This window comes from Paenibacillus sp. 1001270B_150601_E10, from assembly GCF_015558675.1.
Lineage (GTDB): Bacteria > Bacillota > Bacilli > Paenibacillales > Paenibacillaceae > Paenibacillus_B.
Map to the genome: position 1 here is coordinate 599,036 of NZ_JADMOL010000002.1, position 12,335 is coordinate 611,370.

Sequence of the window (12,335 nt, forward strand, 5' to 3'; positions counted from 1 at the left end):
TGGCTGAAGGCATGGATACAGGGGATATGATCAGCCGTGTTGCCCTTCCGATCACAGATGAGGACAATGCAGGCACGATGTTTGACAAGCTGAGCCTTGCAGGTGCAGAACTGTTGAAAAAGACATTGCCGGAATTGATCGCTGGCCGCGTTCAAGCAGTGCCGCAGGATGAGGCGTTGGCGACCTATTCTCCGAATCTTAAGCGCGAAGATGAGCGTATCGATTGGAGCCGTACTTCCCGTGAGCTGTTCAATCAGGTTCGGGGTCTAGTACCATACTCTGGCGCCTATACGATGTGGAGCGATGAAGTGTTTAAGGTATGGGCGATGCAGGCGCCGGAATCGTCGCAGGACAAAAGTGTGCCGGTAGATGCTAAGCCGGGAACCGTGATCGCGATGAATGAAGCGGGTATCGTGATCAAGACTGGGGATGGCACGGTTACACTTACAGAGGTTCAGCCGGCAGGCAAGAAGGCAATGCCGGTGCAGGACTTTGCTCGAGGCGGCAAGATGACGCCGGGGACGGTGCTGTTGTGACGCAGTTGGACGTAAAACAGCCAAAGCGTCGTTCCGCTCGTGAGGTGGCGCTTGATGTGCTCGTTCAGGTGGACAAAGAGCAGGCGTACAGCAATTTGCAGCTGAACGAGGCCTTGAAGGAAGCGCGCTTGGAGCGAGTGGACGCAGGGCTTGCTACGGAGCTTGTCTACGGCACAATCCAGCGCTTGTCCACCTTGGATGGCGTATTGGAGCAAAAGGTTAATAAAGGCATCCGCAAGCTGAAGCCATGGATGCGCAATCTTCTTCGCATGAGCTTATACCAGCTTCATTACTTGGATCGCATTCCTGATCATGCCGTCGTCAATGAGGCGGTGACCATTGCAAAGCGTCGCGGTCAGCAGGCGATGGCAGGCTTCGTGAATGGCGTGCTTCGCGCCGTAATGCGGGAGCCGGAGTTGTGGGAAGCAAAGAAGGACATGTCGCCAGCAGAGAGGATTGCTTGGGAGCATTCTCATCCTGTCTGGCTCGTTCAAGAATGGATTAAGGAATATGGGGCCGAGGAGACGGAGTCAATCTGTGAAGCGAACAACGAGCCTCCACATACGAGTGTCCGAGTGAATCCCCTGCGTTCAAAGCGTGATGTGATCATGGAAGAGATGAAGGCACAGGGCATATTTGTTAAGCCTTCCGATCTCTCAAAGGACGGGATTGTCGGAATCGGTACCGGGAACCTTGCTTTTTCGTCCTGGTATAAGGATGGGAAGATCTCCATGCAGGATGAAAGCTCCATGCTTGTTGTCGAAGCTGTCCGTCCAGAGCCAGGAATGCGTGTGCTGGATTGCTGTGCCGCGCCAGGCGGCAAATCAATGCATATCGCTGAGCGCATGGGCAATCATGGCGAGGTCATGTCCAATGACCTCCATGCTCATAAGATGGCTCTCATTCAAGACCAAGCTGGTCGGCTTGGCCTCTCCGCTATTCAAACCATGAATGTGGATGCGAGCAAGCTGGGTTCGCATCTTGAGGCACAAAGCTTTGATGTTGTGCTGCTAGATGCTCCCTGCTCGGGGTTTGGAGTTATTCGCCGCAAGCCCGATCTAAAGTGGCGCAAGACGGCACAGGATGTGCATGATATCGCGAAGCTTCAGCACGAGCTTATTCGCGAGGCTGCAAAGCTCGTGCGTCCAGGAGGACGGCTTGTATATTCTACTTGTACGATTGAACCCAAAGAGAATGGCGAGGTCGTCAAGCAATTTATCAAAAAGCATAGCGAGTGGAGGCTCGATGACTCTTGGAAAGCGGCACTTCCGCAGGATAAGCTGTCAATGGCCTTGAAGCGCAGTGACGAAGGGATGCTTCAGGTGCTCCCTCATGATGCGGATTCGGATGGATTCTTTATTGCTTGTTTGGAGAAAAGCGAGTCTTAATCCTGCAGGCAGCGATCCATTTGTTGAAGGTATACAGCATATGTAAGTTTCGTTTGTTCGTTTGTTGAAACATTATGGCCTGAAGCGCCGTACTGAGCTCGCATGGATGATGGATTGCACCTAAGATCGATATCGTGATCTTTCATGTAGGACAGCGGCTCTAAAGGTTGATATGATGCTAAAGACCCGTGCAATCAAGTAGGAACACGCTTGAGTGCGCGGGTCTTTTGTTTGATCCAAAGATCGTTAAGGATATGAAGTTCAAATCTAGCTACGGTGACTAAAAGGATTCCCAAATGAGATTCTCTAGTTCATTTTCTTCCGAATAAGAGGTATAGAACGGCGGAATGCGTAAATGAATGGGAATAAGTACAGCAGGGCGGTTATGCTGACATGTCATTTGTGGTAAAATAAATCGAATGCGACTGTATGAGCCATATGCTCTAGCGCAACGTGCCAATATTTTATTAACAGAACAGGTAGTGAGACAACAGATGAAACCATTTATATACGATTTAACGCTTGAAGAGCTTCAGGCATGGGTGAAAGAGCAGGGGGAGCCTCAATTTCGTGCCGGGCAAATCTTTGATTGGCTCTACGTGAAGCGCGTAACGAACTTTGAAGAGATGACGAATCTGTCAAAGTCTCTTCGCGGCAAACTGAATGATAACTTCCAGTTTGTAACGTTGAAGGAGATTACTCACCTGAAGTCGTCAGATGGAACAATCAAGTTCTTGTTCGGACTGCATGATGATCATGCCATCGAGACCGTCGTTATGAAACATAACTATGGCAACAGTGTGTGTGTTACGACACAGGTGGGCTGCCGGGTAGGCTGCACCTTCTGTGCTTCGACGCTTGGAGGACTTAAGCGGAATTTGACGGCAGGGGAGATTGTGGCTCAGGTCGTAGCTGCTCAGAAAATTTTGGATGAAACGAATGAGCGTGTCAGCAGTATCGTAATAATGGGAACAGGAGAGCCTTTCGAGAATTATGAGGCTACGATGAACTTCCTTCGCATTATGATTCATGAGAAGGGACTTAACATTGGGCAGCGCCATATTACGGTATCTACGAGCGGCATTGTGCCAAGCATCTATAAGTTCGCTGAAGAGAATACTCAGATCAATCTAGCGATCTCGATCCATGCGCCGAATGACAAGCTGCGTTCCAAGCTGATGCCGGTTAACCGCCGCTTCCCATTTGAGGATGTGATGAAGGCACTTAAATTCTATCAAGAGAAGACGGGCAGACGCATCACATTTGAATATGCGCTTATCGGTGGCGTAAACGATCAGGTGGAGCATGCAGAAGAGCTTGCTGATGTGCTGAAGCGCATGGAGATGATTGCGCACGTGAACCTTATACCGGTTAACTATGTGCCAGAGCGCGATTATGTTCGTACACCGAAAAATGAAATTTTCAAATTCTACAATACCCTGGTAGACCGCGGCATCAATGCAACGATTCGCCGCGAGCAAGGGCATGATATCGCAGCGGCCTGTGGCCAGCTGCGTGCGAAGCATTTGGAGTCTAACGCGAGGTGATTAGGATGAATGCTGTACATCGCTCGGATGTAGGACGAGTTCGTGCAGTAAATGAGGATCGCGCTTATTCAGAAACGCTGGAGAACGGCTATACGATTGCCGTTGTGGCCGATGGAATGGGCGGACATCAAGCTGGCGACGTGGCTAGCCGTCTTGCTGTGGAGACGATCGTTCGAGAGTTGACGGCACTTCCTTCAGATCTTGGAGCAAATGAGCGAAGATCTGGACTTGAACAAGCGATCTTACGTGCAAATGATACGATCTTCCATATCGCATCACAGGATGAGAAATATACGCATATGGGTACTACGATCGTAGCTGCGGTCATCTACAACCAAGAAGTTACGATCGGCCATATTGGCGACAGCAGAGCCTATATTGTAAGCCGTGATCGGATCAAGCAGCTGACAGAAGACCATTCGCTCGTTCATGAATTGATGCGCAAGGGCCAGATTACGGCTGAGGAAGCGGAGACGCATCCTCGCCGCAATGTGCTCATCCGGGCATTGGGTACGGATGAGGTCGTACAGGTTGATGTGTCCGAGTTCGTGCTGAAGCCAGAAGAGACGCTTCTGCTGTGCAGTGATGGCTTGACACGAATGATTGATGACTCCACGATATGGACGATTACCATTGATCCGTCATTGCCGCTTCATGTCATCGCGGACCGGCTGATCGCTCGTGCGATTGAAGCGGGAGGCGACGATAATGTTACAGTTGTTCTCGTCCAAGAACAAGAGCCTGTCAGCAAGAAAGTGGGGTGTGACGATTGATTGGAACGACGTTAGCCGGAAGATACGAAATGATCGCTCGCGTTGGCGGGGGCGGCATGGCGCTGGTGTACAAGGCTTTAGATGTGCTGTTGAACCGTTACGTCGCGGTGAAGGTGCTGCGTCAGCAATTTGTCCATGATGAAGAATTTATCAAGAGATTTCGCCGCGAGGCGCAGTCTGCAGCATCATTGTCGCATCCGAATGTAGTGAGCATCTACGATGTTGGACAAGAGGACGAAACGCACTATATCGTCATGGAGTATATTGAAGGCCATAATTTGAATGAAATTATAAAGGAGCGTGCGCCGCTTCAGGTGGACGAGGCCGTTCGCATTGCCATTCAAATCTGCGATGCGCTTGATCACGCTCATCAGAATCATATTATTCATCGTGATATTAAACCGCACAATATTTTGATCGGGAACAATGGACGAGTGAAGGTAACCGACTTTGGTATTGCAAGAGCCGTTACCTCCTCAACGATTACCCAGACGGGTTCCGTGCTTGGCTCGGTTCATTATTTTTCACCTGAGCATGCAAAGGGAACGTCAACCGGAGAAAAGTCAGACTTGTATTCGCTTGGCATCGTGCTGTATCAGATGCTTACCGCTAAGCTTCCTTTTCTTGGGGAAAGTCCGATCAGCGTTGCGCTGAAGCATTTGCAGGAGCCATTTGAGGAGCCTAAGACGGTAAACCCTCATATTCCGCAAAGCGTGGAGAACGTGATTTTAAAGTCGATGCGAAAGAATCCTTCGGAGCGCTATCAATCGGCAAAGGAAATGCTGGGTGATCTTGAGACCTGCCTGTCTCCAGAGCGTGCCTATGAATCGAAGATTACGTTCGACAAGCCTCCGGCTTATGACGATGATCAGGAAACGCGAGTGATGCCTGCGATTCGTGATGTGCCGATGGATACGTTCGCGGATGAGGACGATGAGGAGTATGATGAGATCATGGAACGAAGAAGAGATGGCCGGAATCAATCAGGGACTCCATCTTACAGGGAACAGCACACCCTGCATCCAAGATCCGATCAGGGACAAGGAGGAGGAAGACCGGACTATCGTCAGGTTCCGCCTCGCGATCGGCAGCCTAGCAATCCTACGCCGCCGAAGAAAAAATGGGTAAAGCCGACGATCTGGATCACGAGTACCCTTGTATTTCTCGGCATTATGATCGGTGTTGTCTTCTATGTAAAGAGCTTGCTCAGCGTAGGAGAAGTTGTTCTGCCTGATCTGGTGAAGTTAACAGAAGAAGAAGCTGTACAGAAGTTGACGGAGCTACATATCACGGTTGAAGATCCGATTATTCGTGAGCCGAAGGAAGGCTTTGAGCCAGGTATCGTGTTCAAGCAAAGCAAAACGCCAGGGACAACGGTCAAAGAAGGCTCCAGCATTAAGCTGTACGTCAGTGAAGGAGAGCCTAATAAGCCGCTTCCTAACTTAGTTGGGCTTGAATTCAATGAGGCAGTAAAGCAATTGATTGCCCTTGGATTTGACACCGGACGCATCAGTCAAGACGTCGTATTTGATGATCAGGTCGAGGCGGGTCATGTCGTGTCGATGAGTCCGAATGCTGGTACTGCTGTTGATCCGAAGAAAGATTCGATCGAGCTTAAGGTGAGTAAAGGCCAGGAGTCCTTCGGCATGCCGAACCTGATTGGATCCACAAAGGATGAGGCGCTGGCATTGATCGAACAAAGCGGGCTTAAGCTTGCTAAGGATGGCATAATCGAAGAGCCTAGTTTCTCACCGCAAGGTCAAGTCATTAATCAATGGCCATACGAGCCGAATGATCAAGTTAACAAGGGCGATGAGGTCAAGATTTATATCAGCTCCGGCTATCCGCCAGAAGCGTTGAAGTATGTATTTAGTCTGCCGGTAGCACCTGCTCAGGATGGCAAGCAAAGCACGATTCGCATTACCTATACCGATGCAAGAGGCGAGAATCAAGAATGGGATTCGCGCAAGATATCCTCTACGCAGGTGTTCAATATCGAGCTTGTGCTGGCTCCTAATAAAGATGGGGCGGTATCCGTATTCCGTGATGGACAGTTCTTGGATTCGTACCCCGTGACGTATACCGATGCGAAGCAGGGAACGGTTCCTATTCCTGAGGTTGAAGAGACGACTGCCAGGCCAGGGAAAGAATCAACACAAGGAAACGAACAAGGGAATGGGCAAGAACAACAAGGGCCAGGACAAGAAGAAGGAACAGGCTTCGGAGAGCACGGAGACGGGAACGGCTCAGGAACCGAGGAAGGCGGAGAATGACCTCGAATAGACATCAGATGATGGAGGATAAGGAATGCCTGAAGGTTTAATTATCAAAGCGTTAAGCGGTTATTATTATGTGCTTCCGGATGGAGGGAGCATGGATCATGCCGTTCAGTGTCGAGCAAGAGGAATATTCAAAAAAAGAGGCGAGTCCCCGCTTGTTGGGGATCGCGTCAAATTCTCGATGACAGATAACGGTGAAGGAACGGTGGATGAGATTCTTCCTCGTTCCTCATCGCTTATTCGTCCGCCGATTGCGAATGTAGGCGTAGCTCTGCTGACCTTTTCGGTCCTAGAGCCAGACTTCAATACGCAGCTACTGGACAAGTTCCTTGTACATATCGAGCATGCAGGATTAGATGTGATTATCGTGTTGACGAAATGGGATTTGCTTCAATCGACTGAGAAGAAGGCGGAAGTAGAGTCCTACATCGAGCTCTATCGTAAGATCGGCTATCCGGTCGTCATTACGAGCTCCAAGGAACAATCCGGCTACGAGGAACTGGAAGAGATACTTTCACACGAGATCAGCGTATTCGCGGGTCAATCCGGTGTTGGGAAGTCCTCTTTGCTCAATCAAATGATTCCTCATGCGCAGATGGAAACGAATGTGATCAGTCATCGGCTTGGACGAGGAAAGCATACGACTCGCCACGTCGAGCTGCTTGAGCTGCCTAAGGGTGGCTATATTGCGGATACTCCTGGGTTCAGCCAGCTTGACTTTCTAGAGCTTGGCGTTGAGCAATTAGGGGATTGCTTCCGTGAATTCAAGGATAAAGCCGATTCATGCAAGTTCAGAGGCTGTACGCATACGCATGAGCCGGGCTGCAAGGTGAAGGAAGCGCTTGAAGCGGGCGGCATCGCAGCTTCACGCTATGAGCATTATGCTCTCTTTCTTGAGGAGATGAAGGAGAAGAAGCGGAGGTATTAAGATGAAGACGAACATGACTCAACCGATCAAAATTGCACCCTCGATTCTTTCAGCAGACTTCGCTCGTCTAGGTGAAGAGGTAAAGGACGCAGAGCGTAGCGGCGCGGATTGGATTCATATTGATGCGATGGATGGCCGCTTTGTCCCTAACCTGACATTTGGCCCCTTGGCCGTTGATGCTGTAAAGAAGCATACATCACTTTTTCTGGATGCTCATCTCATGATTGTTGAGCCGGAGAAGTATGTAGAAGACTTTGTAAAGGCAGGCGCTGACCTGATTACTGTTCATGCAGAGGCCTGTCCTCATCTGCACCGCGTGATCTACCAGATCAAAGAAGCAGGTGCAAAAGCAGGCGTGGCTCTTAATCCGCATACATCGTTGCGTTCGATTGAGGAAGTTATCCAAGATCTTGATCTCGCGCTTATTATGACGGTTAATCCGGGCTTTGGAGGACAGCGCTTTATTGAACATGGCGTTGATAAAGTGCGCCGCCTTCGTCAAATGGCAGATCAAGCGGGTCATGCTAAGCTGCACATTGAGGTTGATGGCGGAATTAGTGCTGCGACTGCGGCCTCTGTTGTACAGGCTGGAGCGGATGTGCTTGTAGCGGGAAGTGCGGTGTTTGGCGCCGCTGACCGTAAGGCGGTTATTCAAGCCATTCGAGACGCTGCCCACAGCTAGTTCGGCCTGAAGAGAGGAGAGAGGTCATGAATTGGAAAAATGCACTGCTAGCGGGCTTCTGGAGTTTTGCAGTAGGAACATTAGTCGGGATGTATGCTTTTATTCAGCCCCCGTTTAATATATTGTGCTCTGTGGGGGCTCTTTTGTTAGTCATATTCTTTTTCCGCAAATTTCAGACACGAGGGATTCGCATCGCGTTCGTCCTTTTGTCTATCGTATACTTTATACTCTTTATTTTTATGATGAGTTTCTATCTGTACACGATTCAAATGCAGCCTTAACTTAAGGCTTGGGCGAAGGATGGATAATCAGATCGGACAGACATAGGCTTGAGCAGATTCGCATATGATGGTTACATGAGCAAGGTCTCATGTAGCCTTTTTTATTTCCCTGTAACTCCTAGTTAGCTGCTGTGAGGGGGCAGTTAAGCGGGAAGATGTTCGTACCAGTTTTCGTTAAACATAAATGAAAAAAACGAGGAGGGTGGAAGATGAAGTTTTATACGTTTAAGCTGCCTAAATTTCTTGGAGGGTTTGTTAAGGCGATCTTAAACACTTTCAACAAGAACTAATGCGGCGGCCTTTCATGCTGAATCCGGCCCTTCCATCCGATCTGATATAAACCCGCATGGTGCGGCACACCGATATGATATGGTTCTTCTATTGAAAGTGATTATACGGGTTTCGGCAAGCAAAAAAGCACCTGAATTCAGGTGCTTTTTGTATAAGTCTAAGTATTAGACGCGAGTCACTTTACCTGCTTTTAATGCGCGAGTGCTCACGTAAACACGTTTTGGTTTACCATCAACCAAGATGCGTACTTTTTGCACGTTTACGCCCCAAGAGCGGCGAGATTTGTTATTCGCGTGTGAACGGTGGTTACCTGAACCAGGACCTTTACCCGTGATAAAACATTTGCGAGCCATACCTACACCTCCTTATCCATAAAACAACCGGTACAACCAATCAAATACTCCAATATCATACCATAGCCTATTTTGAGTAGTCAACAGAATCTACAACTTTGTTTGTGAGGGCTGTTTATTTCTCTATGCTCTTATAGTACAATGGTAACTAGTCCATAATACTCGAAAAGAGGAGTGAACGAACCATGGCCATTGAACTCAAACTAGAACAGGGAAATGTCAACATTTCAGAAGACGTAATATCGGTAATCGCCGGTTCAGCCGCAATGGAAGTTTACGGCCTAGTGGGCATGGCTTCGCGTAAGCAACTAAAAGACGGCATTGCTGAACTACTCGGTCGCGAGAATCTTTCACGCGGTGTCGAAGTTCGCCGTGTCCAAGATGCGCTGCACATCGATTTATATATTATAGTAAGCTACGGAACGAAAATATCTGAAGTTGCGCATAATATTCAAGTTAAGGTCAAGTATGTGTTAAATGAAATCGTTGGTCTTAACGTGGAGCAAGTTAATATCTTTGTGCAGGACGTACGTGTATTAAGCTAGGAAGGGGAATTTTCTTTGAATATGCGTTCTTTGAATGGAACACAATTTGCGAATATGGTATTGAGCGGGGCGGATTCGCTCCATCGCCACGTTGACCATGTCAATGCCTTGAATGTGTTCCCGGTACCAGATGGTGATACGGGCACGAATATGAATTTGACAATGACTGCGGGCGTTAAAGAGATAAAGGACAAACGGTCAGCGTCCATCTCAAAGACGGCCGAGATCCTGTCGAAAGGCTTACTGATGGGGGCTCGCGGGAATTCTGGGGTCATCTTGTCACAGTTGTTCCGTGGCTTCAGCCGTGGTGTTGCAGGCCTTGATGAAGTGAATGCGGTACAATTTGCTCACGCATTGCAAAGTGGAGTAGATACAGCCTACAAAGCGGTAGTTAAGCCTGTAGAGGGGACCATTCTGACGGTAGCGAAGGATGCAGCGAAGCACGCCGTACATATTGCTCGCCGTACGCCTGATATCGAGGAACTGGTGCGGGAAGTGCTTGCGAAGGCGAATGAATCCTTGCAGCGCACGCCTGAACTGCTGCCTGTCTTAAAGCAAGTTGGTGTTGTGGATTCAGGTGGACAAGGACTCGTATACATCTACGAAGGATTCCTGCGTTTCCTAGTGTCGGGTGCTACAGAGGGGGCAGCAGAGCCAAGCGAGGCTAAGGCTGACCACGTCGCTTCAATCCAGGAGCGTGTCAAGCAGCTCGACGCGAATGCATCTGCACAAGCGAAGCTGAATACGGAAGATATTGAATTCCTGTACGATATGGAATTTTTTATCGATCTTACAAGAGGAACGGGCAAGCCATACAATGAAGAAGAATTTGAGAAAGCGCTAGCAAAGAACGGCGACTCGATCATTTTGATTTCAGATGAGGAGATTGTCAAAGTTCATGTGCACTCTAGACGCCCAGGCGAGGTATTTGATCTCGCTATGGCCTACGGTGAGCTGACTCGAATGCATATTCTGAACATGCGCGAACAGCACCGCGATCTCCTTCATGGCGAGCATGAAGAGAATCCGGAGCAAGGCGAATCGGCGATGCCGGAAGTATTCGCTGAGATGCCGGCTGAGCAGGAGGAGTCCTTCCAACTGCACAGTGAAAATGCAGAGCCGCCAGCTGATGAGATTGCTGCTTATGGCTTTATTGCTGTTGCGATGGGAGATGGCATTAAGGATATTTATCAAAGTCTCGGCGTAGACGTGGTGCTATCGGGTGGTCAGACGATGAACCCTAGTACGCAGGACTTTATTGAAGCGATCGAGACGATCACAGCGCAGCATATTATTATTTTGCCGAACAACTCGAACATCATTATGGCAGCAAAGCAGGCTGCTGAGATTGTAGAGCGTGATATCACGGTTCTCGAGACGAAGACGATCCCTCAAGGCATCGCTGCTGCGTTTGCCTTCCAGGAAGAAGAGTCTCTTGAAACAAATATCGAGGCCATGCAAGAGGCGATTGCCCATGTCAAGTCCGGACAGGTTACGTATGCGGTTCGTGATACGCAATTTGACGGCCTTGAGATCAAGGCAGGCAACTTTATCGGTATCTCGGGAGGCAAGATCGTTGCGACAACGGAGCATCTGACGGAAACATGCGAGCAGCTCTTGACGAAGATGCTTGAAACAGGCGGAGAGATCATCACCATTCTAACAGGAGAAGATGCGAAGGAAGAAGAAACCGCGTCGCTTGTTGAATGGGTAGAGGAGCATCATCCAGATGTTGAAGTTGAAGTGCATGCTGGGGGTCAACCGATCTATTCCTATATTATTTCTGTAGAATAACAAAGGTAGATGACTCACGAATGTTGTGATGGGGAGGCAACGATATGGCTCAAGTTCGAATCGTGACGGACAGCACTGCTGACATCCCGCTTGAACTGCGCGAACGCTATGGTATCGAGATGGTACCGCTGAAAGTTCATTTTGGTCATGAGATGTATCAGGATGCGGTAACGATCGATGCGGATCAATTCTATCAGAAGCTAGTCGAGTCACCAAAGCTGCCAACAACGTCTCAGCCGTCACCTGTAGAGTTTCTTGACGTATTTAATCGGTTGAATCAGGAGCCAGATACACCAATCATCTCCATTCATCTTTCCTCTGCACTCAGCGGCACTTATCAGTCCGCAATGCTTGCGAAGAGCATGATGGAAGAGGCTAGTGATATTACGATTGTAGACTCCAAGTCTGCATCATACGGCTTCGGCAGCTTTGTCGTACAAGCGGCAAAAATGGCTCAGGAAGGTAAAACGAAAGATGAGATTCTGCAGATGATTCAGTGGATGCAGGAGCATCGGAAGCTGTTCTTCTTGGTAGATTCTCTTGAATATTTGCAAAAAGGTGGCCGTATCGGGAAAGCGGCAGCCTTGTTTGGAACATTGCTTAACATTAAGCCGATTCTCTCTATTGATAATGAGGGAGAAGTATATTCGGTTGAGAAAGTCCGCGGATCGAAGAAAGCTGTTCAACGAATCTTGGACATGCTGGAACAGGACTTCAAGAATGTTCCTGTTCATTTAGCAGTCGGCTATACGGACAATATGGCAGCGACCGAACCTGTTGTAGCTGCATTGAAGTCGCAGTTGGATATCAAGTCTCTTATGTATACCCGTATTGGTGCTGTTATAGGTACTCATGTTGGGCTCGGTGTCACAGCCGTGTTCATGTGGCCTGCCATTGGACCAGACGGTGAGCCTTTTTCTGAGGCATAATAGGAATGA

The 12,335-nt window shown here is 48.9% G+C and carries 12 protein-coding genes and 1 pseudogene (1 of these 13 cut by a window edge); 12 read left to right on the forward strand and 1 reads right to left on the reverse strand.

Features of this window, described 5'->3' with window-relative positions; genetic code table 11:
- The 9 genes and pseudogenes from fmt to spoVM all read left to right on the forward strand — a co-directional run.
- Positions 1–536 (forward strand): annotated as a pseudogene (gene fmt, locus I2H74_RS07660) (methionyl-tRNA formyltransferase); it begins 413 nt to the left of the window's first position.
- Complete coding sequence (rsmB, locus tag I2H74_RS07665; RefSeq protein WP_195572965.1) at positions 533–1,924, forward strand: 16S rRNA (cytosine(967)-C(5))-methyltransferase RsmB; 1,392 nt, start codon at positions 533–535, stop codon at positions 1,922–1,924. The pseudogene fmt and the gene rsmB overlap by 4 nt, the downstream one beginning before the upstream one ends.
- 494 nt (positions 1,925–2,418) lie before the next feature.
- Positions 2,419–3,471: a 23S rRNA (adenine(2503)-C(2))-methyltransferase RlmN gene (gene rlmN / locus I2H74_RS07670; RefSeq protein WP_195572967.1), complete on the forward strand. Its 1,053-nt coding sequence runs from the start codon at positions 2,419–2,421 to the stop codon at positions 3,469–3,471.
- Positions 3,472–3,476: 5 nt separating this feature from the next.
- Complete coding sequence (locus I2H74_RS07675) at positions 3,477–4,244, forward strand: Stp1/IreP family PP2C-type Ser/Thr phosphatase (protein WP_195572969.1); 768 nt, start codon at positions 3,477–3,479, stop codon at positions 4,242–4,244.
- Positions 4,241–6,517 carry a Stk1 family PASTA domain-containing Ser/Thr kinase gene (pknB, locus tag I2H74_RS07680; protein ID WP_195572971.1) on the forward strand — a complete coding sequence of 759 codons (2,277 nt, stop codon included), beginning with the start codon at positions 4,241–4,243 and terminating at the stop codon, positions 6,515–6,517. The genes I2H74_RS07675 and pknB overlap by 4 nt, the downstream gene beginning before the upstream one ends.
- 34 nt (positions 6,518–6,551) lie before the next feature.
- Complete coding sequence (rsgA, locus tag I2H74_RS07685; RefSeq protein WP_195572973.1) at positions 6,552–7,451, forward strand: ribosome small subunit-dependent GTPase A; 900 nt, start codon at positions 6,552–6,554, stop codon at positions 7,449–7,451.
- Between the two features lies 1 nt (position 7,452).
- Positions 7,453–8,133 carry a ribulose-phosphate 3-epimerase gene (gene rpe, locus I2H74_RS07690; RefSeq protein WP_229106445.1) on the forward strand — a complete coding sequence of 227 codons (681 nt, stop codon included), beginning with the start codon at positions 7,453–7,455 and terminating at the stop codon, positions 8,131–8,133.
- A 26-nt stretch (positions 8,134–8,159) separates the two neighbouring features.
- Positions 8,160–8,414 carry a hypothetical protein gene (locus I2H74_RS07695; protein WP_195572975.1) on the forward strand — a complete coding sequence of 85 codons (255 nt, stop codon included), beginning with the start codon at positions 8,160–8,162 and terminating at the stop codon, positions 8,412–8,414.
- 209 nt (positions 8,415–8,623) lie between these two features.
- Positions 8,624–8,704 (forward strand): stage V sporulation protein SpoVM, encoded by an 81-nt coding sequence (gene spoVM, locus I2H74_RS07700; protein ID WP_085492771.1) that lies wholly within the window; start codon positions 8,624–8,626, stop codon positions 8,702–8,704.
- Between the two features lie 165 nt (positions 8,705–8,869).
- On the opposite strand, the gene rpmB is transcribed toward spoVM, so the two are convergent.
- Entirely contained in the window at positions 8,870–9,058 is a 189-nt protein-coding gene (rpmB, locus tag I2H74_RS07705) for a 50S ribosomal protein L28 (RefSeq protein WP_195572977.1), read from the reverse strand.
- Positions 9,059–9,243: 185 nt separating this feature from the next.
- Here rpmB and I2H74_RS07710 point away from each other — a divergent pair, with 185 nt between their 5' ends.
- The 3 genes from I2H74_RS07710 to I2H74_RS07720 are packed head-to-tail and all read left to right on the forward strand — an operon-like array spanning position 9,244 to position 12,326.
- A complete protein-coding gene (locus tag I2H74_RS07710) occupies positions 9,244–9,603 on the forward strand; it encodes an Asp23/Gls24 family envelope stress response protein (RefSeq protein WP_085492773.1) in 360 nt (119 codons plus the stop codon).
- A 54-nt stretch (positions 9,604–9,657) separates the two neighbouring features.
- Complete coding sequence (locus I2H74_RS07715; protein WP_195573448.1) at positions 9,658–11,397, forward strand: DAK2 domain-containing protein; 1,740 nt, start codon at positions 9,658–9,660, stop codon at positions 11,395–11,397.
- A 44-nt stretch (positions 11,398–11,441) separates the two neighbouring features.
- Positions 11,442–12,326: a DegV family protein gene (locus tag I2H74_RS07720; protein WP_195572979.1), complete on the forward strand. Its 885-nt coding sequence runs from the start codon at positions 11,442–11,444 to the stop codon at positions 12,324–12,326.
- The last annotated feature ends 9 nt before the right edge of the window (positions 12,327–12,335 follow it).